Origin of the sequence: Mesoterricola silvestris, from assembly GCF_030295405.1 — a bacterium.
Taxonomy (GTDB): domain Bacteria; phylum Acidobacteriota; class Holophagae; order Holophagales; family Holophagaceae; genus Mesoterricola; species Mesoterricola silvestris.
Window position 1 is genome coordinate 79,211 of sequence record NZ_AP027080.1, and the last position, 21,103, is coordinate 100,313.

At 70.5% G+C, this 21,103-nt stretch carries 19 protein-coding genes; 9 read left to right on the forward strand and 10 right to left on the reverse strand.

Annotated features, from left to right (window positions below; genetic code table 11):
* Positions 1 to 134: 134 nt before the first annotated feature.
* Positions 135 to 1,181, forward strand: a complete 1,047-nt coding sequence (gene recA / locus R2J76_RS00330; protein ID WP_316413788.1) for a recombinase RecA — start codon at positions 135 to 137, stop codon at positions 1,179 to 1,181.
* A gap of 112 nt (positions 1,182 to 1,293) precedes the next feature.
* On the opposite strand, the gene R2J76_RS00335 is transcribed toward recA, so the two are convergent.
* Positions 1,294 to 2,592 (reverse strand): trypsin-like peptidase domain-containing protein, encoded by a 1,299-nt coding sequence (locus tag R2J76_RS00335; protein ID WP_316413789.1) that lies wholly within the window; start codon positions 2,590 to 2,592, stop codon positions 1,294 to 1,296.
* Positions 2,592 to 3,752, reverse strand: coding sequence for a hypothetical protein (locus R2J76_RS00340; RefSeq protein ID WP_316413790.1), 1,161 nt, complete (start codon positions 3,750 to 3,752; stop codon positions 2,592 to 2,594). Before R2J76_RS00340 ends, R2J76_RS00335 begins: the two co-directional genes overlap by 1 nt.
* A 162-nt stretch (positions 3,753 to 3,914) precedes the next feature.
* On the opposite strand from R2J76_RS00340, the gene moaA reads away from it, so the two are divergent.
* A complete protein-coding gene (gene moaA / locus R2J76_RS00345) occupies positions 3,915 to 4,913 on the forward strand; it encodes a GTP 3',8-cyclase MoaA (RefSeq protein ID WP_316415874.1) in 999 nt (332 codons plus the stop codon).
* Between the two features lie 30 nt (positions 4,914 to 4,943).
* On the forward strand, positions 4,944 to 5,789 hold the full coding sequence (locus R2J76_RS00350) for a MurR/RpiR family transcriptional regulator (protein WP_316413791.1): 846 nt from the start codon (positions 4,944 to 4,946) through the stop codon (positions 5,787 to 5,789).
* Here R2J76_RS00350 and R2J76_RS00355 read toward each other — a convergent pair.
* Positions 5,776 to 6,216, reverse strand: coding sequence for a hypothetical protein (locus R2J76_RS00355; protein WP_316413792.1), 441 nt, complete (start codon positions 6,214 to 6,216; stop codon positions 5,776 to 5,778). The two genes, R2J76_RS00350 and R2J76_RS00355, sit on opposite strands and share 14 nt — an antisense overlap.
* Before the next feature lie 135 nt (positions 6,217 to 6,351).
* Here R2J76_RS00355 and R2J76_RS00360 point away from each other — a divergent pair, with 135 nt between their 5' ends.
* Both R2J76_RS00360 and R2J76_RS00365 read left to right on the forward strand, forming a co-directional pair.
* Positions 6,352 to 8,193 carry a putative bifunctional diguanylate cyclase/phosphodiesterase gene (locus tag R2J76_RS00360; protein WP_316413793.1) on the forward strand — a complete coding sequence of 614 codons (1,842 nt, stop codon included), beginning with the start codon at positions 6,352 to 6,354 and terminating at the stop codon, positions 8,191 to 8,193.
* A gap of 116 nt (positions 8,194 to 8,309) precedes the next feature.
* The gene (locus tag R2J76_RS00365; RefSeq protein ID WP_306598209.1) at positions 8,310 to 8,585 is read left to right on the forward strand and encodes an HU family DNA-binding protein; all 276 of its coding nucleotides are present in this window, start codon (positions 8,310 to 8,312) and stop codon (positions 8,583 to 8,585) included.
* A 9-nt stretch (positions 8,586 to 8,594) separates the two neighbouring features.
* On the opposite strand, the gene R2J76_RS00370 is transcribed toward R2J76_RS00365, so the two are convergent.
* From R2J76_RS00370 to R2J76_RS00385, 4 genes are read right to left on the reverse strand one after another with little or no spacing between them, the layout of a single operon-like run.
* Positions 8,595 to 10,013: an NFACT RNA binding domain-containing protein gene (locus R2J76_RS00370; RefSeq protein ID WP_316413794.1), complete on the reverse strand. Its 1,419-nt coding sequence runs from the start codon at positions 10,011 to 10,013 to the stop codon at positions 8,595 to 8,597.
* Positions 10,013 to 10,567 carry a cysteine hydrolase family protein gene (locus tag R2J76_RS00375; protein ID WP_316413795.1) on the reverse strand — a complete coding sequence of 185 codons (555 nt, stop codon included), beginning with the start codon at positions 10,565 to 10,567 and terminating at the stop codon, positions 10,013 to 10,015. The genes R2J76_RS00370 and R2J76_RS00375 overlap by 1 nt, the downstream gene beginning before the upstream one ends.
* Before the next feature lie 20 nt (positions 10,568 to 10,587).
* The gene (locus R2J76_RS00380; protein WP_316413796.1) at positions 10,588 to 11,448 is read right to left on the reverse strand and encodes an EamA family transporter; all 861 of its coding nucleotides are present in this window, start codon (positions 11,446 to 11,448) and stop codon (positions 10,588 to 10,590) included.
* Positions 11,445 to 11,933, reverse strand: coding sequence for an Lrp/AsnC family transcriptional regulator (locus R2J76_RS00385; protein WP_316413797.1), 489 nt, complete (start codon positions 11,931 to 11,933; stop codon positions 11,445 to 11,447). The genes R2J76_RS00380 and R2J76_RS00385 overlap by 4 nt, the downstream gene beginning before the upstream one ends.
* Positions 11,934 to 12,008: 75 nt before the next feature.
* Here R2J76_RS00385 and kdsA point away from each other — a divergent pair, with 75 nt between their 5' ends.
* A complete protein-coding gene (gene kdsA, locus R2J76_RS00390; RefSeq protein WP_316413798.1) occupies positions 12,009 to 12,842 on the forward strand; it encodes a 3-deoxy-8-phosphooctulonate synthase in 834 nt (277 codons plus the stop codon).
* A 305-nt stretch (positions 12,843 to 13,147) separates the two neighbouring features.
* Here kdsA and R2J76_RS00395 read toward each other — a convergent pair whose 3' ends face one another.
* Positions 13,148 to 14,005: a bifunctional 5,10-methylenetetrahydrofolate dehydrogenase/5,10-methenyltetrahydrofolate cyclohydrolase gene (locus tag R2J76_RS00395; RefSeq protein WP_316413799.1), complete on the reverse strand. Its 858-nt coding sequence runs from the start codon at positions 14,003 to 14,005 to the stop codon at positions 13,148 to 13,150.
* Positions 14,006 to 14,045: 40 nt separating this feature from the next.
* Here R2J76_RS00395 and nth point away from each other — a divergent pair, with 40 nt between their 5' ends.
* A complete protein-coding gene (nth, locus tag R2J76_RS00400; protein WP_316413800.1) occupies positions 14,046 to 15,488 on the forward strand; it encodes an endonuclease III in 1,443 nt (480 codons plus the stop codon).
* Here the strand turns inward: nth and R2J76_RS00405 are convergent.
* Positions 15,483 to 17,018 carry an OTU domain-containing protein gene (locus R2J76_RS00405; RefSeq protein WP_316413801.1) on the reverse strand — a complete coding sequence of 512 codons (1,536 nt, stop codon included), beginning with the start codon at positions 17,016 to 17,018 and terminating at the stop codon, positions 15,483 to 15,485. The genes nth and R2J76_RS00405 overlap by 6 nt on opposite strands.
* 105 nt (positions 17,019 to 17,123) lie before the next feature.
* Complete coding sequence (locus tag R2J76_RS00410; RefSeq protein WP_316413802.1) at positions 17,124 to 18,914, reverse strand: protein-disulfide reductase DsbD family protein; 1,791 nt, start codon at positions 18,912 to 18,914, stop codon at positions 17,124 to 17,126.
* A 104-nt stretch (positions 18,915 to 19,018) separates the two neighbouring features.
* Between R2J76_RS00410 and R2J76_RS00415 the strand changes: the two genes are divergently transcribed.
* Together R2J76_RS00415 and R2J76_RS00420 are read left to right on the forward strand one after the other, a co-directional pair.
* Positions 19,019 to 19,354, forward strand: a complete 336-nt coding sequence (locus R2J76_RS00415; RefSeq protein WP_316413803.1) for a 6-pyruvoyl trahydropterin synthase family protein — start codon at positions 19,019 to 19,021, stop codon at positions 19,352 to 19,354.
* On the forward strand, positions 19,351 to 21,084 hold the full coding sequence (locus R2J76_RS00420; RefSeq protein ID WP_316413804.1) for a polysaccharide deacetylase family protein: 1,734 nt from the start codon (positions 19,351 to 19,353) through the stop codon (positions 21,082 to 21,084). The genes R2J76_RS00415 and R2J76_RS00420 overlap by 4 nt, the downstream gene beginning before the upstream one ends.
* Positions 21,085 to 21,103 lie beyond the last annotated feature (19 nt).

Consider the following 21,103-nt stretch of genomic DNA (forward strand, 5'->3'; position numbering starts at 1 on the left):
CGCCCAAAACCAGGACGGGGGAGGTGGCCCGGAAAAAAATTCTTGTTTTTTTCGCTTTTCGCCCCCATTCTTGGGGTGGCGGTTCTGGACCGCCCCCGCACGCGAATCCCCCCTTCCCGTTCCCCGGAGTTTCCATGGCCACTGCCAATGATCAGGACGACCGCCTCAAGGTCTTGAACCGCACCCTCGCGGATATCGAGCGGGCCTTCGGCAAGGGCTCGATCATGAAGCTTGGCGAGCAGCTGAACATCGACGGGATCGACGTGATCTCCACCGGATCCATTTCGCTGGATTCCGCCCTGGGCGTGGGCGGCGTGCCCAAGGGCCGGGTGGTGGAGGTGTACGGTCCCGAAGCCAGCGGCAAGACGACCCTGGCCCTGCACATGGTGGCCCAGGCCCAGAAGAAGGGCGGCCTGGCCGCCTACGTCGACGCCGAGCACGCCCTGGATCCGGATTACGCCCGCAAGCTCGGCGTGGATATCGACAACCTGTTCATCAGCCAGCCGGACAGTGGCGAGCAGGCGCTGGAGATCTGCGACCAGCTGGTGCGCAGCGGCGCCCTGGATATCATCGTCGTGGACTCGGTGGCGGCCCTGGTGCCCAAGGCCGAGATCGACGGCGAGATGGGCGAGATGCAGGTGGGCCTCCAGGCGCGCCTCATGAGCCAGGCCCTGCGCAAGATGACCGCCTCCATCAGCCGCACCAACACCTGCGTCGTCTTCATCAACCAGATCCGCATGAAGATCGGCGTGATGTTCGGCAATCCCGAGACCACCAGCGGCGGCAACGCCCTGAAGTTCTATGCCTCGGTTCGGCTGGACGTGCGCAGCATCCAGAGCATCAAGGGCAACACCGGGGATCCCCTGGTGGCGGCCAAGGACGAGGATTCCTCGGTGGTGGGCAAGAAGACCAAGGTCAAGGTGGTGAAGAACAAGGTCGCCCCGCCCCTGAAGATCGCGACCTTCGACATCATGTACGGCGAAGGCATCAGCCGCATGTCCGAGCTGGTGGAACTGGGCACCCAGCTGGAGATCATCCAGAAGAGCGGTTCCTGGTACAGCTACAAGGATTCCCGCCTGGGACAGGGCGCGGACAACGTCAAGAAGCTGCTCGCGGACAACCCCGAGCTGGCCGATGAAATCGAGGCCCTGATCCGGGCGAAGGTCGGATTGCGGTCCTAATAGCGGTCAGCCGAGGTTCCGGCGGACGGATCCCAACCCGGTGCGGGGGGCATCGGGTGGGGAACCTCCGGCCGCGGGAATCCGGTTGGCTGCCTTCGGGATGACGGAAGGGTCAGTCCTGGAGGTCCTTTTCCAGCTCCGGTGCCAGGGTGCGGATCCGGGCCAAGGCCTCCCTCGCGAGGGCCTGGTCACCCGCGCGAAGGGCGACCCGGTGCAGCTCCCCCCACCATTCCGCGCGAAAGGGCTCGTACCTCAGGGCCAGGCGGTAATGGACCAGGGCCTGGGCGGGGTGGCCCAGCTTCATTTCGCAGTGGGCCAGGCGGGCCCATGCGATGGCCTGGTCGCCCAGGGTTTGGAGGCCCCGCTGGAGGGCCTGGGCCGCTTCCTCAAAGGCCTGGGTGTTCATCAGGCTCGCTCCCAGGTTCAGCCAGGCGAGGCCGTACCCGGGGTCCGCCTCCAGGGCCCGCCGGAACGCGGCATGGGCCTCGGGGAAGCGGTTCAGGGCGTCCAGATCGGCCCCAAGGTTGTTCCAGGCCTTGGCGTGGCCGGGGTCCAGGGCCACGGTCCGGCGGTAGGCCTCCAGGGCGGACTCCCGAAGGGCCGGTTCCTCCGGCCGGGAGCGCACGGCCTGGTCCACCGCCGTGCCCCGGGCGAACCACGCATCGGGGCTTCCGGGGGATTCCCGGACCCAGCCCTGGGTCAACCGGCTCCAGTTGGCCTCATTGCCCGGGTCCTGCTGCATCAGGTCCCCGAAATCCACCAGGAGCCGCTCCACCACCACCAGGGGGCAGGCGAGGCTCGGGGCGCCGGAGCGGTTCTGGATGAGGGCGAGCACCCAGTCCACGGGAACGGCGAAGTCCACCCCGGAATTCCGGGAAAGGGCGAAGGTGGTGATGCCCGCGAGGCGCCCGTCCTCGGTGAACAGTCCGCCGCCGCTGGAGCCGGGGCGGTTGTGGGTGTCGGTCTGGATGAGCCGGTCGCCGCGGAAGGCCCAGAGGGCGGTGACGCGGCCCGATTCCGTGTGAATGCCCTGGCCGCCGGGGTACCCCATCGCATGGACGGGCAGGCCCTCCCTCAAGGCGTCGGGGGCGATGGGCAGGGCGGCGGGAAGGGGGAGCCCGGGCAGACTCAGAAGCACGAGGTCCCGGTCCGCGGCCAGGCACAGGGCCTGGGCCTGCCAGGAGCGGCCGTCCTTGACGACCTGGATCCGGTAGGCGTTCTTCACCACGTGGGCATTGGTGGCCACGAAGGCCTGCCCGAGCACGACGCCGCTGCCCTGCTGGTACTGCCCGGGAGCGGTCTCCGCCTGGACCAGGACGACGCTCCGTGCCGCCTGTTCCAGCGGCATGCTCCCGGTCTGGGCGTCAAGCGCCCCGGCCAGGGCCAGGAGGGCCAGGGTCCGCCGGATCATCAGTCGTCGTTCTGGACGCCCAGGCTCAGGCCCCGGAGATGGGCGGGAACCGGGCTGGAGGCCTGGGCGGAAAGGGCGCCGGGGTTGGCCTGGTTGGCGAGGGCCCGGGTGGAGGGCCTGGGCGCGGGGGCCTCCTTGGTGCCCTTGAGGAGGGCGGCCATCTGCTCTCCGGTGGCGAAGCACTCCAGGCGATCGAGTTGCTCGGGGGTGGGGAAACCCTCGTACCGCAGGCGCCGGGGGCCCCAGATATCCACCGGGGTGCCGTGGAAGGTGGTGAGCCGGGGAAGGGTCTGCCGGAAGAAGATGCCCAGAGGCCGGCCGTCGGCGGCGATGAAGGCCACGAGATCCGTTTCGGGCAGCAGGACGGGGGCGCCCTCCTCCCAGGTGGCCAGGCTCACGGAACGGCCCTGCTGGGTGCGCAGGAGGCCGATGGGGGCGGGCCGGCCCAGGGCGGCGGGGAGTACGGCCTCCTGGGCCCGGTAGGCCTCGGCCACGTCCCCCTGGCGCAGTTCGCGCTGGGGCTGGGCGATGGGGTGGGGGTCCTGCAGGTTGGCGGGGAGGAGATGGTGCTCCACCTGCTGGTAGATGGTTCCCGCGATCCGGCGGCCGGGACCCGCGAGGCCCGCGGCGATGCCCTCCAGGAGCTTGGGCAGGATCACCTGGGGGGCGAGGAGGAGGCAGTCCTCGGTGGGCACGGCCACGAAGGTGTTCTGGCCCGGGAAGAGGCCCGCCCAGAGCTCGGGGAGGAGGATGCGGGAGGCGGCCTGGCCGTCTTCGAATTCCCCCTTGTAGATGCCGGAGGGGAGTCGCCGGAACGGCCGTCCCTTGGACTTCTCGCGCAGCTGGTCCATAGCCCGCTCGGTGACATCCTCGGCGCTCAGACCCCAGAGGACCAGCCAAGGCGCCGGCATCACCTGGCCGCAAACGCGAATGCGAAGGGCCAGCCCCTCGATGTGGGGCCGGTAGTAGAACCCGTCCCGCTCGGCCATCCACAGGGGCACCACCTCGGGGTGCAGGTCGTACTGGGCATCCAGCCAATCAGGCGGGAGGGGCCATCCCCCCGCGAGGGTGGCTTCCAGGGCGTCGGCCCAGTGGGTGCGTTCCGTGCTCTTCAGATGCTGGAACTCGCCCCGGAAGGGCTCGAGGCCGGGCATATCCACGGGAATGCCCCGGGAGGCCAGCACTTCATCGAGGGAGGGAAGAGGCGCGCGATCAGGGGAGGCGAAGAGTCGAGAAAAAAAGGCCATGTGTTTCCCGGGGTTAGGGTTCCATTTTGATCAAGTTGGCACGCCGCTTTGCCGTAATCTGGATCCATGAAGGCCATGGATTCCCTGAACCGGCCGATGAGGGCCCTGCGCATATCGGTGACCGACCGGTGTAATTTCCGTTGCCCCTACTGCATGCCCAGGGACAAGTTCGGATCGGACTTCCAGTTCCTGGATCGGAAGGAAATCCTCACCTTTGAGGAAATCATACGCCTGGCTCGGCTCTTTGTCTCCGTGGGGGTCGAGAAGGTGCGGCTCACGGGAGGCGAGCCCCTCCTCCGCCAGGATCTCCCCAGCCTGGTCCAGGGGCTCGCCGGGGTCCCCGGCCTGCGGGAGGTGACCCTCACCACCAACGGATCGTTGCTGGCCTCCCAGGCCGGAGCCCTGCGGAAGGCCGGCCTCCACCGCTTCACCATGAGTCTGGATACCCTGGATCCCGGGAAATTCCACCGCATGTCGGACGCGACCGTGCCCCTGGAGCAGGTGCTGGAGGGCCTGCGCAGCGCGCGGGAAGCCGGGTTCGAGAACATCAAGCTCAATTGCGTGCTCAAGCGCGGGGTGAACGAGGACGATATCCTGCCCCTGGCCGCCTTTGCCCGGGAGCAGGGGCATCATTTGAGGTTCATCGAGTTCATGGACGTGGGCACCGGGAACGGATGGCGCATGGATCACGTGGTGCCCTCGGCGGAAGTGGCCGCGCGCATCGGCGCCCACTGGCCCCTGGAGCGGGTCCACGCGGAGGATGCCGGCTGCGTGGCCCGGCACTACCGGTACCTGGACGGCAAGGGCTGGCTGGGCCTCATCTCCTCCGTCACCGAACCCTTCTGCGCGGGGTGCGACCGGGCCCGGCTTTCGGCCTCGGGATCGCTCTACACCTGCCTCTTCGCCTCCCAGGGCCTGGACCTGAAGGCGGCCCTGAGGGCCGGCGCCGACGACGCCCAGATCCTGGGGCTCATCCTGGAACGGTGGCGGGTGCGGGACGACCGCTATTCGGAATTGAGGACCCAGGGAACCGTCCCCCGGACCCGGGTTGAAATGTTCCACATCGGCGGGTGAAAAATATTTTCCGCCTGATAGTCTAGGTGGATGATCACGACCAAGAATTCCCTGGTAGCGAAGATCCACGGTGCGAGGGGACTGTCGTCGAGCCAGCGGCGCATAGCGGATTGCGTGCTGGGACGCATGGGGGAGGCGGCCTTCTGGGGCGTGGAGGAGATGGCCGAGCGCAGCCAATCCAGCGTGGCCACCGTGGTGCGCTTCGCCCAGAAACTGGGCTATTCCGGTTTCATGGAATTGCGCCAGGCCCTGGTTGCCCAGGCCAAGAAGCGGTCCTACGGGGGCGAGCGGCTGCTCCAGGCGCCGGAAGAAGCGGCCGCCACCCTGCTGGAAGTGGCCCGGCGGGACGTGCAGAACATCGAGCAGATGGTCCACGGGGTGAACGAGCAGTTGATGCAGGACGTGGTGGGCAGCCTGCGGGGGGCCCGGCACCGGGTGGTGATCGGCCGGGGCGTCTCCCAGCTCATGGCCAGCCAGCTGGCCTACCTCCTCACCCAGGCGGGCCTGCCCACGGTGGAGGGCAGCCCCGCGGATTTCGCGGCCCAGGCCTCCAACCTCGGGCCCGGGGACCTCCTGGTGGCCTTCAGCTTCCACCCCTACTCCACCGAGACCCTGGACGCCGCGGGCTATGCCCGCAAGCGGGGCCTGCGCATCCTGGCCTTCACGGACAAGCTGGGCGCGCCCATCACGCGGCTGGCGGACACCACCCTCCCGGTGGCGGGGGAGAACCTGCTGTATTCCCACAGCATGGCCGCCTTCTCGGTGCTCGCCCACGGCATCGCCACGGCCCTGGCGGTGAGCGACCGGGACCAGGCCATCAAGCGGGTCCGGGAGGCGGACCGGGTGGCCCGCCCCCAGTTCGTCAAAGACGAGTGAGGGCTTCCTGCAGGCAGGCCTCCCACACGTCGTCCGAGGCCTCCTCCAGGTAGAGCTCCACCGCATTGCCGGCGGGGCGCGCCTCCGGGTGGGCGGACCAGGCGTCGAACAACGCGTCCAGCCCGCTGCGGTCCAGGGTCTTGTCCCGGTGCCGGTGGGATTTGCGGATCCGGTCCGGATCCGGGCCCTTGAGGGAGAGGCCGTGGCGAGGGGAGGCGTGGAAGGTGAAGGCGGCGGACCAGGTGGCGCCGATGAGCTGGTTGAAGTGAAGGAAGGCGCCGTGGTTGGAATTGGTCGTGGTGAGGCTCCGCCGGGGCCCGGTCCAAAGGGCCGTCCAGCGCAGGAGGATGGCCTCCGCGCGCGCGCGATCCGAGGGGTGCTTGAGCGCCCCCTTGGCCTTTTCGAAAAAGAAATTAATATCTTCCAAGATCTACGCTCCCCTGCGGCACCGATGCTGTCGTAAATTATGCTGGAAAGAATCCACCCTGGAAGGGGAATCAACCCGAGGCGGGCAATTGCCCCCTTTGTGCCGGAGGACGTCGTACGGTGAGGGAAATTGGCCATGCTCGCTCCTGACTCGCCGTCGATCTGGTGGCCGTGGGGCATCACCGCCGCCGGGATCCTGGCGGGGGCGGGGCTCGGCGCCGCGGGCTGGGCCCGGGGGCGGGGGACCGGAGGGGAAGGGGGCCAGCAGACCCGGTTGGACGGGGAGGAACTCCAGGCCTATGTGGACCTCATGCCCATCGGGGTGCTCACCATCGACAGGCAGGGCGGACTGGTGCTCTGCAACCGCACGGCGCCCAGCCTCCTGGGGATCCCCCGGGAGGAGCTGCAGGAAGTGACCTGGCGGAGCCCCGCCTTCGCCATCATCGATGCCAGCGGGGACGGGCTGGAAACCGAGGACCTGCCGTGGAACAAGGCCCTTTCCACCGGGTTCCGGGTGTCGGGGGTGATGGTGGGCATCGAGCGGGAGGACACGGGCGACTGGGCCTGGCTTTCCGTCACCGCCCAGCCCCGGTGCGACGCCAGCGGCGCCATGGTGGAGGTGATCTGCACCCTGGAGGACGTGACCCAGCAGAAGACCGCGGAGGTGGAACTCACCCTCCAGCACCTCCGGGACAACCTCACCAGCCTGCCCAACCGGGCCCTGTTCATGGAGCGCCTGTCCCGGGCCATCCTCCGGTCGGATCGAAGGAAATTCTACGCCGCGATCCTGTTCCTGGACCTGGACCGCTTCAAGGTCGTCAACGACAGCCTCAGCCATGAAGCCGGCGACAAGCTGCTCATCCAGGTCGCCAGCCGCCTCCGGGGCTGCCTGCGCCCCGAGGACACCGTGGCCCGTCTGGGCGGCGACGAGTTCGCGGTGCTGTTCGAGGACATCACCAGCGTCAACGACGGGCTGCTGGTGGCCGACCGCATCAGCCAGGGGCTCGCCACGCCCTTCAACATCAACGGCGAGGAGGTCTTCACCACCTGCAGCATGGGCATCGCCATCAGTTCCAGCGCCGAGACCCTGCCGGCCGAACTGCTCAGGGACGCGGAGGTGGCCATGTACCGCGCCAAGGCCAAGGGGGAGGGCTCCATCGAGATCTTCGACCCCAGCATGAACGCCAAGGCCCTGGCCCGTTTCCAGATGGAAGGGGAGTTGCGGCGGGCCCTGGAGCGCGGCGAGTTCGTGCTGCACTACCAGCCGGTGGTGGGCCTGGACACCGGGCGGATCGAGGGCTTCGAGGCCCTGGTGCGCTGGATCCACCCCGAGCGGGGCATGGTTCCGCCCCTGGAATTCATCTCCCTGGCCGAGGAGACGGGCCTCATCGTGCCCCTGGGCACCTGGGTGCTGGAGGAGGCCTGCCGCCAGGCCGGCGCCTGGAGCCGCGCCTTTCCGGCGGATCCCCCGCGGCTGATGAACGTCAATATTTCCGCCCGGCAGTTCCAGCACAAGGACCTCATCGAAACGGTGCTGGACGCCCTCCGGGCCGCGCGCATGGACCCCGGGACCCTGAAGCTGGAGATCACGGAAAGCATCATGATGCGGGATCCCCTGGCCTCCCTGGAGGCCATGAAGACGTTCAAGAGCCACAACATCCACCTGGTCATCGACGATTTCGGCACGGGCTATTCGTCCCTCAGCTACCTGAAGCGGTTCCCGGTGGACACCCTGAAGGTGGACAAATCCTTCGTGGACGGCCTGGGCAAGGATCCGGAAAGCACGGCCATCGTGGCCGCCATCATCTCCCTGGCCCGGTCCCTGGGCATGCGGGTCACGGCCGAGGGCATCGAAACGATGGATCAAATGGTTCATTTGCAGAAATTAGCCTGCGACCAGGGCCAGGGCTACCACTTCTCCCGACCCCTGTCCCGGGAAAAGGCCGAGGAGCTGCTGGGACAGGATCCACGCTGGTAAGCGCAACTTTTTTGGAATGAACCTTCCCTTGGTATCTGCCACCTGATATTAATGTTGCACTCCCCGTGCTCCAAAGGTTTAAGCTATCTTCATTCCTTCCAAAGACTGAGGCGTTCATGATCAAAATCGATATCGCCGGCACCCTGATGCAGACCCTTCCCGTGTCGAAGGCCACCGCGCTGCAGGTGGTGGACCTCCTCACGGACCGCATGAAGAAGGCCCTTCTCGACGGCCATCGCATCGAGATCCGCGGCTTCGGCGTCTTCGAACCCCGGCCGCGCAAGCGCGGCATGGGCCGCAACATCAAGACCGGCGCCAGCGTCGACATCCCCAAGGGCCGGAGCATCCGGTTCAAGCCCGGCAAGGATCTTCGGGATATCGAAGTGGGCTGAGGCCGCGGCCTACTCCTTCGGATACACCCGGACGCTCTTCCACTGCTTGAGCAGCACCTTGCCCGGCGGGAACCCCCGGGGCTTGGACACATCGGCGGCCCGGCAGTAGTGCACTTCCACCTTCCCGCCGTCCCGGGCCTTGCTGAAGAACGCGGCCAGTTCCGCGGCCCGCTCCACCACCGCCCGGGGGAATTCCGAAAGGCGGTCGGGGTTGCGCACCACCACGTGGCTTCCGGGCGTGCTGGCCACGTGGAGCCACAGGTCCAGGGGCGCCGCCACCTTGAAGGTGAGCTGGTCGTTGTCGGCGTCGCCCTTGCCGACCAGCACTTCGAAACCGTCCACCATGACGGAACGGAAGGCCCGGCCCTTGCCGTCCGACCTGGCCGTCTCTTTCTTCTCCATGGGCTTCCTCGCGCGTTGGGGGGGCTTCTCCGCCGGGGGCGGCGCAGCCTCCTTCCGTTCCAGTTCCAGGAACTGCCGGCGCAGTTCCCGCTCCAGTTCCTCCACCCTGGCCACGCCCCGCTCGGCGCGCTTCACCGCCGCGAACCAGATCTGCACCGCGTCCTCGGCGCGCCGGCCCTCGGGCAGGGGCACCTCGGTGCCATCCAGGAGGATCGCCTTGTGGGTCACGCCCTTCAGGCGGTAGAGTTCGGCCGCAAGGGCCGTGGCCCTGGCGCGGTGGCCCAGGCCGGCCCGGTGCTTCTCCTTGTCCGCAGCCAGGGCGGCGCGGTACCGCTCCAGGCGCTTGCGCTCGGCCACCAGCTTCCGGTCCGTGCGGGCCTGGCGGGGGGCCAGGATCATGCGGGCGGCGCGCTCCTGGGACCAGGCGCGGTGCCGGGCCAGGAGGGGGCCTTCGCCCGGGAGGACGTCGGGGACCCTGCCGTCCAGGGCGGCCTGGAGGCCCTGGCCGAACCGCTCCCTGAAGCGGAGGAAGGCGGGGGGCTCCAGGCGCGGCTCGGGGGCCGAAGGGGGAAAGGCCTGTCCCAGGCCCATGCGGGCCGGGTTCAGATCCAGGCCGTCCAGGCGAAGCCCGGCCCGGCCGGGGAAGGCCTGGAAGGCCAGCCGGGCGGCCTCGATGCGCCCGGTGACGGCGCGGCGGCGGAAGACGAGGCCCAGCCAGCGTTCCCGCGGATCGCCCTCCACCTCCGCGAGGCGGGCGCCCTTGAGCTCCTGGCCCCAGCGGCGGGACAAGTCCCCCTTGGCCTCGGCCTTCAGTTGCAGGTAGGCCTCGTCCTTCTCGTGGAGGAGCCACAGCTCGGGGGCGGGGTTCAGCACGAAGACCCAGGCCAGGCCCGGTTCCAGCCCGGCGCGGCGGTCCGGGGCCCACTGCAGGGCCAGGGCCCGGGGGGAGCACCAGACGCCCTGCACGGCGCCTTCACCGGCCTGGAGGCGCGCGCAGGCCAGGGCGAGAAGAAGCGGGGCGTCCATCAGAGCAGCTGCAGGATGGCCTCGGTGGGCAGGACCATGGCGAATTCCCCATGGAGCTCGGCGAGCCCGGTGTCGTGCAGCGCCTGGGCGGGGATGGGGTTCCCGTCCATGTCCTCGAGGTCGAAGGTGGCGCAGGCGTCCCTCACCACCACGGTCTTGAAGCCCAGGTCGCAGCTGAGCCGGGCGGTGGTGGACACGCAGTGGTTGGTGGTGAAGCCGGCGATGACGAGGCGGTCGATGCCGCGCCCGCGCAGGTGCGCCTCGAGGCCGGTCCCGGTGAAGGCGCTGTGGGCGTGCTTGCGGAATTCCGCCTCCCCCGGCAGGGGCGCGGTGCCCGGCTTGAAGGCGTTGCCGGGCTCGCCGGGAAAGAGCGGGGAATTGGGATCGCGGCTGTCGTGGGCGACGTGCACCACCGGAAGGCCCTGGGCCCGGAAGGCGGCGGCGAGGGCGGCCTGGTTCGCCTCGGCGCCCGGATTGTTGCGCCGGCCCCAGTAGGGGTCGTCGAAGGCCGCTTGGACATCCACGAGGAGGAGGGCGGTGCTCTTGGGCAACATGGGGCTATCCTACTCCCATTTCACGCGATTTCCGTGGGGGCGGTCCGGGGCTGGAACTGCACCAGCGCGACGCCGGCGAGGATGACCGCCATGCCCGCCACGACCCGCGGGCCGAAGGGCTCCAGGAGGAAGGCCGAACCCAGGAGAACCGCCACCAGGGGGTTCAGGTAGGCGTAGGTGCTCATGCGGGTGGGGGGCCACACCTTGGCCAGGTAGGCGAAGGCGCTGAAGGCCACCACCGAGCCGAAGACCGTGAGGTAGCCCACCGCCAGGGCGGCCTTGGCGGTGAGGGGCGCGTGGAGGAAGCCCCCGGTGAAGGGGACCAGGACCAGCGCCAGGAGCCCGCCTGCGCCCATCTGCACCGCCACCTGGCCCAGGAGCCCGTGGCCCCGCACATGGCGCTTGCCGTGCAGGGTGCCGTAGGCCCAGGCCGTGGTGGCCATGAGGATGGCGGCGATGCCCCCGGCGGGGAAGGCGGCCTGGCCCGGCCGGGACAGCACCACGACGCCCAGGAGGCCCAGGCCCAGGCCGCACCAGCGGCGCAGGCCCAGGGCCTCCCGGCCCATGAGGCCGTAGAGCAGGGGCGTCATGGAGCAGAGGATGGCGGTGACGCCGCTGGGCACGAACCGCTCCGCCCAGGTCACCAGGGCGTTGGAGCAGCCCAGGAGGAGCACCCCCACGAAGGCCAGGTGGGGCAGGTCCCGGCGCAGGGGCAGGTCCTCCCCCAGCATCCGGGAGAGGCCGAAGGCCACGGCGCCGCCCAGCAGGTAGCGGGTGGCCACCATGCCGAAAGGCGTGAAGGCCGTGATCCCCAGGGCGATGGCGAAGTAGGTGGAGCCCCACACCACGGCGCAGATGGCGTAGGCGATCCAGGCCTTCACAGGGCGTCCGCCGTGAAGGGGGAGGGGCCGATCTTCTCGAAGTAGGTCTTGAGGACCATGGTGGTGCGCGTGGTCACCTGGGGGCCCAGGGTCTTGATGCGCCGCAGCCGCCCGTGGAGGTCCAGGGGGGTCTCGGCCACGACCTTGAGCAGGAGCCAGTCGGCGCCCGCGGTGCTGTAGGCCGCGAGCACGTCGGGCTCGGCCTCCAGGGCCTGGAGGAAGCGGTCCTCGGCGCCCTCGTCGCCGCCGGAATGGAAGCGCACCGCCACGAAGGCCACGCAGGGCTTGTTCACGGCTTCCGGCGTGACGTTGGCGCTGTAGCCGGCGATGATCCCCTCGGCCTCCAGGCGCTTGATGCGGTCGATGACCGTGGGCCGGCTCACCCCGAGGCGTTCGGCCAGTTCGGCGTGGCTGATGCGCCCCTCCTTCTGGAGGGCGGCAACCAGACGGCGATTCAGATCATCCGTGATCAAACTCTTGGACATGGCCCCGCTCCTGAGACAATAGGTTCTCATATCCGGAGGCTCCGCAGGGCCCCCGCCAGCAGGATCGAGGCGACCATGGACTTCAGCCATCCCCACACCGACCGCAGCTTCTTCCTCATCGCGGGGCCCTGCGTCATCGAGTCCCGGGACCATGCCCACTTCCTGGCCTCGCAGCTCCGGGACCTGGCCGAGAGCCGGGGCATCCCCTTCCTGTTCAAGGCCAGCTTCGACAAGGCCAACCGCACCTCCCTGGACAGCTACCGGGGCACGTCGATGGAGGAGGGCCTGGACATCCTCTCGGAGATCCGCACCCGCCACGGCGTGCCGGTGCTCACGGACGTGCACGAATCCGCCCAGTGCCCCACGGTGGCCGCCGCTGTGGACGTGCTCCAGATCCCGGCCTTCCTCTGCCGCCAGACGGATCTCCTCCTGGCCGCCGGGGCCACGGGGCGCGCCGTGAACATCAAGAAGGGCCAGTTCCTGGCGCCCTGGGACCTCTCCCACGCCGTGGAGAAGGTGCGGGGCGTGGCGGGCCACGGCCCCGTGTGGGCCACGGAGCGGGGCTCCAGCTTCGGCTACGGAAACCTCGTGGTGGACTTCCAGGGCTTTCCCCACCTGCGCCGCACCGGCTGCCCCGTGGTCTTCGACGCCACCCACAGCGTGCAGAAGCCCGGCGCCCTGGGCAAGACCACCGGCGGCGCCCGGGAGATGATCCCCTCCCTGGCCCGGGCCGCGGCCACCGCCGTGGACGGCTTCTTCTTCGAGGTGCACGAGGACCCCGCCAAGGCCCTCAGCGACGGCCCCAACGCGATCCGGCTGGAGGAATTCGGAGCCCTCCTGGACCAGCTGCTGGAGGTGTGGCGCGCGTCCAGGGCGGCGGCGCTGGCGGATCCGGCGGGGAGGAACTAAGGCGGGTTCGGGGTGTCCAGGCCGTCATGGGTCCCTTGAGCGGCGACACAACGAGGCTTATCCATTGGATGGCGGGGTCGGCTCCCACTGGACCCGATGCCGCGAAATACCAGGGAAACTGCCAAACGCTGAGGCGCAGAGGGCTCGCTGGGGCGCTGGGAAAAGCAGGAATGCAGGGAATGCATTTCCCAGCGCCCCAGCGAGTCCTCTGCGCCCCAGCGTTTCAGTTTTTCGCTCGTTATCCCCGTAAGCCGCGGACAGGCCGGCCCCATCCTTCCTTCAATTTGGCCTTTTCCGGAAAGGCCCTAGACGCCCGCGGCGTAGGTTAGGTTGAGCAGGGCCATGGCGCGGGTGACCTTGCCCACGCTGTTGCGCTTGGTGTTGGTGTACTGGATTCCCCTGGCGTCCAGGGCGTCGTAGTCGAAATTGCCCTGGTGGCTGAGGTCCACGCAGAGGGCCTGGGGCTTGATCCAGTCCGTGGGGATGCAGTACCCGTCCGCGGGCACCGCGCTCACGATGACGTCGGCCATGCGGATGAAGCCCTCGAGGTGCTCCGGGTTGGTGTGGTGGTGGCAAAGGATGGGGGTGCCCTTCAGGTTGGCCACCATGGCGGTGATGGGGCGTCCGATGCGCAGGCTGTCGTTGATGCAGAGCACGGTCTTGCCGTCGAAGTAGTCGCCGCCGAAGCCGCGCTTGATGACCTTGATGACGGCGCGCCCCGTGCAGGGCACCATGCACACCCGGTCGATGCCTTCGGACATGCGCTTCCGGAACTTGTTCAGGTAGCCGATGTTGATGGAGTGGAGACCCTCGATGTCCTTGCCCGGGGCCACCAGGTCCATGATCTCGTCGTCCCTCAGTTCCGGGTAGCGCAGGGGGTAGAAGATGAACGTGCCGTCGGTGGCGGCGTCCTGGTTGAGGTGGGCGATGAGCTTGACCACCTGGATGCCGCTGCTCACCTCGTGGATGGAGGGCCGGATCCCCAGTTCCTCGCAGTCCCGGACCAGGAGGTCCCGGTAGAGGACGCTGCCCGGATCGTTGCTGCCCAGGATCACGCCCAGTCCCGGGGAGGACCCGAGCTTCTGGACATTGGATTTCACCCGGTCCCGGTAGTGCTGGGCCGTTTCCACGCAATCAAGCCTGCCTGTGGGCTGGAAGGTCATTCGCCACCTCGCCCTGATTCTACCGGGTTAAGCTGAGGGCATGGCAAGGAAGGCCCCCTCCCCCACCCCCCTGTCGGAACGGCTGAAGGCGGCCTACCCCGATGCCCGCTGCGCCCTGGACCACCTGGATCCCTTCCAATTGGTGGTGGCCACGGTGCTCAGCGCCCAGTGCACGGACGCCCGGGTGAACCTGACCACCCCGGCCCTCTTCCGGCGCTACCCCGGCCCCGCGGCCCTGGCCGGGGCGGATCTGGGGGAGCTGGAGGGCCTCATCCGCTCCACGGGGTTCTTCCACAACAAGGCCCGCAACCTCAAGGCCATGGCCCTGGCCCTGGTGGAGCGCCACGGGGGGGTGGTCCCGGACACCCTGGAGGCCCTCTCCGCCCTGCCCGGGGTGGGCCAGAAGACCGCCAACGTGGTGCTTTCCAACGCCTTCGGGATCCCCGCCCTGCCGGTGGACACCCACATCTTCCGGGTGGCCCGCCGCCTGGGGCTCTCGGAGGGCACCACCCCCGAAAAGGTGGAAGCCGATCTGTGCCGCCGGTTTCCCCGGGAGGACTGGATCGATCTGCATCACCAGCTCATCCTCCACGGCCGGCGGGTGTGCGACGCCCGGAAGCCGGACTGCGCCGGCTGCGTGGTGCGGGAGCTTTGCCCCACGGGCATGGGCCGCATGGCCGATCCGCACACGGGGCGCACCCTGGGGACCGCCGCCTCCACGGGCAAGGCGGTGGGGGACGCGGGTCCGGCGGCCCCCGGGCCCGGCCCCCTGCGCATCATCTCCCTGGTGCCCAGCGTGACCGAACTGCTGGCCCAGTGGGGCCTCGCCTCGCGCCTGGCGGGGCGGACCGACTTCTGCGTGGAGCCCCGGTGGATCCGCAACACGGTGCCCTCCATGGGTGGCACCAAGAACCCCGACGTGGCCCGCATCCTGTCCCAGCGTCCGGACCTGGTGATCCTGGAGCGGGACGAGAACACCCTGGAAACCGCCCGGGCCCTGGAGGCGGCCGGCGTGCCGCTCCTGGTGCTTGAGATCCGCTCCCTGAAGGACTGCCTCCGGGCCTTCCGCCGCCTGGGGGCCGCCGTGGGCGCTCCCGGGGCGGGAAGGGCCCGGGAAGCCTCCCTGAGGGCCCTGCTGGGGCCCGTGCGGAAGAAGGGGCGGCGGACGCTCACCCTCATCTGGAAGGATCCCTGGATGAGCGCGGGGCCCGGCACCTACGTGGCCGACGTGGTCCGGCAGGCGGGGCTCCTTCCCGTGGGGCCGGAGCGGTACCCCGTGCTGGCGGACGCCGACCTGGAGGCGTTGTCGCCGGAGGTGGTGCTGCTGCCCAGCGAACCCTACCGCTTCACCCGGCGCCACCGGGACGAGCTGGCCCGGCGCCTGCCCGGGGCCGAGGTGATCCTGGTGGATGGCAGGGCCCTCACCTGGTACCTCAGCCGAACGGAGGAGGCCCTCGCCCAGGTGGCCAGCCTCACCCTATAGCGGGCTGGCCGTTTCCGGCGGGCCGGGCGGGGCCGACGCCACCTCCAGGTAGGTGGACGCGAATTCGGGGCGCAGCAGCAGGGCGCGGGTGAACCGGGGGCCCCAGGAGGCGAAGCAGCCGGCGAAGACCGGGGGCGCCCCGTGGAGGATGACGGCCATGCCATCCCTCACCAGTTCGTCCACCTTGCCGGGGGTCTCGCGCAAGCGGGCGACCACCAGCTGGCGCAGGTCCCGCATTTCCGCTCCCGTGGGGAAGCGGCCGTGAGCCAGGAAGAAGACCGAGGTGGCCAGGCAGTTGCCGTCCGCCGGGACCCGCCGGATTTCCGGGTCCCCGGGGAGCGCCTCGCCGGTTTCCACGAAGGTCCGGCCCGAGGCCGTGGTGAATTCCGGCGCGGCGTCCCGGGGGGTCGGGATCAGCACCGAATAGTGGCCCCCGTGGAAGCGGATCGCCCGGGCGGGTGCCGGAGGCAACGTCCCCGTCCCCACCTGGGAGGCGGCTTCCGCGAGGAAGGGCAGTTCGCCCAGGAGGGGCTCCTGCTGGATCAGGATGGGGGCCTGGACCCCCAGGTGGTCCCCCAGGATCTCCCCGGCCACCACGCCCAGGAACATGGCCGTTCCGGCCAGGTCCGCGAGGTAGGCTTCCCGCAGCTCGGGGCTGGAGGCGAGGACCCCCCGGGCGGCCGGAGGCAGCGTGAAGCCCAGGTCCGCTTCGGGTTCCCGGCCCCTTTTCCGGGAAGCGGAGGAGCCGGACGCCGGTGAGGTCCGGGAGCGCACCAGGTCCGCCACGGACGCCCAGTCGAGCGTCGAGCCGATCGAACCGCTGGACGCCACCGGGGGGGCCGGGTCCTGAACCGCCACCCAGCCGGCGGAGGGAGGGGGAGCGGGGATCACCCGGCCCACCGGGAGGGAGATGGGCCGGGGGGCCAGGGGCCTGGCCGGCGCCACGGGCACCGGGGCACCGCCCGTTCCGGCGGGGGTGGCGGTCCCGTGTTTCATCCGTTCGTGCCTTCGAATCCCGGAGGGGGTCCCGAGCACATGGGGGCAGAACCGGCAGAAGAAGGTTCCCGGCCTTCCGGGACCGGGGGAAAGCTCCGCCGGGGCGGGGGGCGGAGGGGGGACCCCGGCGCCGGCGTGGAGGAGGTTCACCCCCCCGTCCGGCCCGATCACCACCCGCGGGGGATCCCCCCCGGCGGGCCCCCCCGGGGGCGGCAAAGGCAGGCGAACGCGGCGCCTCGAAGGCGCCGCGCCGTCCTCCGCTTTCGATTTCAGGGTGAGCAGGAGATGGTCGCTACCCTCCCGGCCCTCGAGCCGGACCCGGGTGATGGCGCCGGGCGGGAGGGACTGCCACAGGGGCGAAGGGGCCGGCTCCTTCGATTCGGGTGCGGCCGGCCCCTGGGGACCGGGTGCCTGCTGGATCATCCACCAGGCGCTGGCATGCCGGTTCTCGACGGTCACGTGGATCGTTTCCGCCCGGGACGAAAGGCCCCCGAGCGCCAGAAGCGGCGCCAGGAACACGGGGTGTGCGCGCATGAAAATCCCTCTCGTTTGATCGTTTCCACAGGGGGTGGTCCTGCCCGCAGGCATGGATGGCCGCAAACCCGTCCAGGTTCCCGGTGGAACGAAGGGCTCCGCGGGTCAGCCTTTGAGGAATTTCAGCATTTCCGCGGGCTTCTGGAACCCCATGGACCGGCGCAGTTCCCGGCCCTCCCCGTCCAGGAGGATGACCGTGGGATAGCTGCGGATGCCGAGCTTCGGGGCCAGGTCCTTGCGGACCCGGTCGGTGTCGATGCGGATGGCCACGGCGTTGTCCTTGATCCAGGCGGCGACGGCGGGGTCCGGCCAGGTGTTCTCGTCCAGTTCCTTGCACTGGGCGCACCAGTCCGCGTAGATGTCCACCAGGACCACCTTGCCGGCGGCCTTGGCCTTGGCCTGGGCCCCTTCCAGGTCCTGCTCCAGCCAGGTCCGGTCCGCCCGGGGCGCCTCGGCGGCGGCGGGGAGGAAGCCCAGGTGGAGGCCCACCACCGCGGCGCGCACCCCCAGGAGCACGCCCAGGGTCAGGGCCAGGATGCCCAGGCTCTTGCGCAGGCCGGCACCCAGGGTGGGGGCGGGCTCGAAGGCGCCCAGCACGGTGCCCGCGAGGAGGAGAACGAGGCACCAGCCCGCGTAGTTGGCCCATTCCGGAAGGATCAGGCGCACCACCCACACGGCGAAACCCAGCACCAAGAGGCCCATGAACTGCTTGAGCTTCTCCAGCCAGTCCCCGGACCGGGGCAGGGCGGCGGTGAAGGTGCCGGTGATCACGAAGAGGACGCCCATGCCCAGGGAGAAGGTGAACAGTTGCGCGGCGCCCAGCAGCACGTCGCCCTTGAGGGCGATGGCCAGGAGGACCGTGCCGATGACGGGGCCCACGCAGGGCGCCGAAAGGGGGCCCAGCACAAGGCCGACCATGAACGCGCCCAGGAAGCCCTTGCGGGAGCCCCCGCCCTGGAGTTTCTGCTGCAGGGCGTCCGGGAGGCGGATCTCGAAGGCGCCGAAGAGGCTCAGGGCGAACAGGCTGAAGATGACCGCCACGGGGATGAGGAAGGACGGACGCTGGGCGAAGGCCCCGAAGGCCGCGCCGGTGCGGGCCGCCACCACGCCCAGGGTCGTGTAGGTCACGGCCATGCCCAGGACCAGGGCCAGGGAAAGGGCGAAACCCTTGGCCTTGCCGCCCCCCTTGGCGCCGATGACGGCCATGGTGATGGGGATCATGGGGAAGACGCAGGGGGTGAGGGAAGCCAGGAGGCCCGCCGCGAAAACGCCCAGGAAGACAAGCGGGAGGTTGTCCGGGGCGGCGGGCGTCTGCGGGGCCCCGGGCCTGGCGGCCGCCTGGAAGGCCGGCTCGGCCGCGGCCGCCGGCGCGGGGGCCGCGGCCTGGGCGGGTGCCGGGGCCTGGGCGGGTGCCGGGGCCTGGGCGGGTGCCGGGGCCTGGGCGGGAGCCGGGGCCTGGGCGGGAGCCGGGGCCGTCAGGGCCGGGATTTCGGAGGCCTTGACCTTGAGCACCCTGTCGGTGGGGGGAAAGCAAACGCCCCCCTGGCCCTCGGTGCAGGGCTGGTACTCCACCACCAGTTCCACGTCGCCCTTCAGGCCCTCCCCGGCCACGGGGATGACGACCCGGTCGTGCCAGATGCCGTCGCCCAGCTCGTCCTTGTCCCGGGTGGGAGGCATGGGGCCGGCCTTGAGGGTGCCCTTGGCGCCCTCCTTGAGGGCCACGGACATGAAGGCGGCCTTGAGGTGGGCGCCCTGGGGCACGGTGACCACCACGGCCCCCTTGCGCAGGGCCACCTGGACATCCCGCTCGGGGTCGAAGCCCTTGGGGGACTGGGCCTGGACCACGGCGCACGCCATCAGCAGAAGTGCGGTCAGGAACGCTGGCAGCCTGCGCATCCATCCTCCAAGGGGCCGGCGGGCCCACCCCCCATGATGCCAGTGGCGGCCGGGACCCGCCATTGCCGGGATTTTCCGGGGCGCGAAGGTGGATAGAATGGGGCATGGGGACCTTCCTCCTTTCCATCCGCCGGCCCTTCGTGGCCGACCACTTCCACGACCTCCCCGGTTTCGTCGAGGCCCGCCACGGCCACAACTGGGAGGCGGAAGTGACCTGCGCCCGGGGCGACGACCCGGGGCCGGCCCTGGACGCCTGGGTGGCCCGCATGGACTACTCGCTGCTGAACCAGCAGGAGACCCTGGCCGGGCGCAACCCCACGGCGGAGCTCCTGGCCCAGGACCTCTTCCGCTGCCTGGAGGCCGGGGGCCTGGAGGTGGCCCGGGTGAAGGTGCGCGAAAAGGCCAACTACTGGGCCTCCTGTTCCCGGGACGCCCGGTGAGGCGGGGGCCGGTCTCCGGCGCCCTGCGCATGGCGCCGGTCCTGGCGGGGCTGGCCCTGGTGCAATGCCGCCGGGAATCCCCGCCCCCGCCCCCGCCTCCGGCGCCCTCCGCGGCCCTGGCGCTGGATCCCTGGAGCTGGCACTTCGTGGGCGGCCTGGTGGTGATCACCGGCGAGGTGGCGGATCCCGTGGAAGTGACCCTGAAGGGCACCACCCTGAACGAGACCCGCGCCCTGGCCTTCGGCCCGGTGCGGTGGGAGCTGCTCCGGCCGCCCCCGGGGGAGGTGGCCGAGCTGAGGGCGGGTGGCAAGCTTCTGATGAAATTCGAGTTCGACAAGGCTCCGCCCCCCCGGACCCTGGCTGCGGCGCCGGTGCCCCTGCCCGAGGCGGCCCCCCCGCGTCCGGGCCCGCCCCCGGCCCCGGGACGCCCCTCCGTTGCTCCGGTGGCCCCGTCCCCCGAGGCGGGGGCGGCACCAGCCCGTTCCATGGCCCGGCAGGAACCTCCCCGGCCGGCCCCCGCCCCCATCCAGCCCCCCGGGGCCCCGCCGGGAGCGGTTGCCGCCCGGCCTTCCCGGGGACAGGCGCCAGCCCGTCCGTCCCCGGTCCCCCTGGCGCCGCCTGCGTCCGCCTACGCGGCCGCCGCCCCGCGGTTCCCGATCCCGCCTCCGGCCCGTCCGCAGGTATCGCCCGTGGCGCCTCCCCAGGTGCGGCCGACCCCGGTGCGGCCCGCCGGCACCATGCCCGCGCGCCCCATGCCCTCCCAGCAGGCGCCCCCGGCCCCCGCGGCGGTGCCCCGGCCTGCCGCCGCCCCTCCCGCCCCGCCGGCGCCCCCCCAGCCCCGCCTGGAGGCTCCGCCGAATCCCAAGGTGCCGCCCCGCCCCGCCCCGGTGGTGGTGGCCCGGTCCACGTCCAACGTGCCGTCCACCCCCTCCCCCTCCGCCAAGCCGGTGGTGCCGCCCCCCGTGAGCCTTCCCGAAGCCGCCCCCCGGGACTGGCCCGGCGCGGGCGAAGGCGCCAATGTCCTGCGGGGACCCAAGGGGGAACGGCGCATCTGCATGACCTTCGACGGGGGCTCCACGTCCGAGGTGGCCCTGGACGTGCTGGACGCCCTCCGGGCCCGCGGCATCCGCACCACGATCTTCCTCACGGGCGACTTCATCCGGAAGTACCCCGACCTGGTGCGGCGCATCGACCGGGACGGCCACGAGATCGGCAACCACACCCTCACCCACCCGCACATGGCCCCGGGCATGCGGCGGGATCCCCGGTGGACCCGGGAACGGGTGCAGCAGGAGCTGCTGGAGGCGGACCGGGCCCTCTTCCGGCTCCTGGGCCGGCCCATGGACCCCCTGTGGCGCGCCCCCTACGGTGAGCACACGGCCGAGATCCGCAAATGGGCCGAGGAATTGGGCTATCGCCACGTGGGCTGGAGCGAGGGGGCCGACACCCTGGACTGGGCCACCGTGAAGGAGCGCCGGCTCTACCGCACCGGCAACGCCATCCTGGACAAGCTCCGGGCGCGCATGGAAAAGCAGGACGGGGACGGGCTCATCGTGCTCATGCACCTGGGCTCGGGCCGGCCCAGCGGGGATCGCCCCGGCCAGGTGCTGGGGCCCTTCCTGGACCGCGCCCTGGCGGACGGTTGGCACTTCGTCCCCATCGGGGAATACGTGAAGGGCCTCGGCAAACCCAGGTGGGAACCGGCCCGGCGCGTGGCGCTCCTGCGCTAGACTCAATATCCATAACCGG

Coding starts and splice junctions, on each gene's coding strand:
- recA (WP_316413788.1), top strand. CDS start 135: ATGGCCACTGCCAATGATCAGGACGACCGCCTCAAGGTCTTGAACCGC.
- R2J76_RS00335 (WP_316413789.1), bottom strand. CDS start 2,592: ATGATCCGGCGGACCCTGGCCCTCCTGGCCCTGGCCGGGGCGCTTGAC.
- moaA (WP_316415874.1), top strand. CDS start 3,915: ATGGATTCCCTGAACCGGCCGATGAGGGCCCTGCGCATATCGGTGACC.
- R2J76_RS00350 (WP_316413791.1), top strand. CDS start 4,944: ATGATCACGACCAAGAATTCCCTGGTAGCGAAGATCCACGGTGCGAGG.
- R2J76_RS00360 (WP_316413793.1), top strand. CDS start 6,352: ATGCTCGCTCCTGACTCGCCGTCGATCTGGTGGCCGTGGGGCATCACC.
- R2J76_RS00365 (WP_306598209.1), top strand. CDS start 8,310: ATGATCAAAATCGATATCGCCGGCACCCTGATGCAGACCCTTCCCGTG.
- R2J76_RS00370 (WP_316413794.1), bottom strand. CDS start 10,013: ATGGACGCCCCGCTTCTTCTCGCCCTGGCCTGCGCGCGCCTCCAGGCC.
- R2J76_RS00375 (WP_316413795.1), bottom strand. CDS start 10,567: ATGTTGCCCAAGAGCACCGCCCTCCTCCTCGTGGATGTCCAAGCGGCC.
- R2J76_RS00385 (WP_316413797.1), bottom strand. CDS start 11,933: ATGTCCAAGAGTTTGATCACGGATGATCTGAATCGCCGTCTGGTTGCC.
- kdsA (WP_316413798.1), top strand. CDS start 12,009: ATGGACTTCAGCCATCCCCACACCGACCGCAGCTTCTTCCTCATCGCG.
- R2J76_RS00395 (WP_316413799.1), bottom strand. CDS start 14,005: ATGACCTTCCAGCCCACAGGCAGGCTTGATTGCGTGGAAACGGCCCAG.
- nth (WP_316413800.1), top strand. CDS start 14,046: ATGGCAAGGAAGGCCCCCTCCCCCACCCCCCTGTCGGAACGGCTGAAG.
- R2J76_RS00405 (WP_316413801.1), bottom strand. CDS start 17,018: ATGCGCGCACACCCCGTGTTCCTGGCGCCGCTTCTGGCGCTCGGGGGC.
- R2J76_RS00410 (WP_316413802.1), bottom strand. CDS start 18,914: ATGCGCAGGCTGCCAGCGTTCCTGACCGCACTTCTGCTGATGGCGTGC.
- R2J76_RS00415 (WP_316413803.1), top strand. CDS start 19,019: ATGGGGACCTTCCTCCTTTCCATCCGCCGGCCCTTCGTGGCCGACCAC.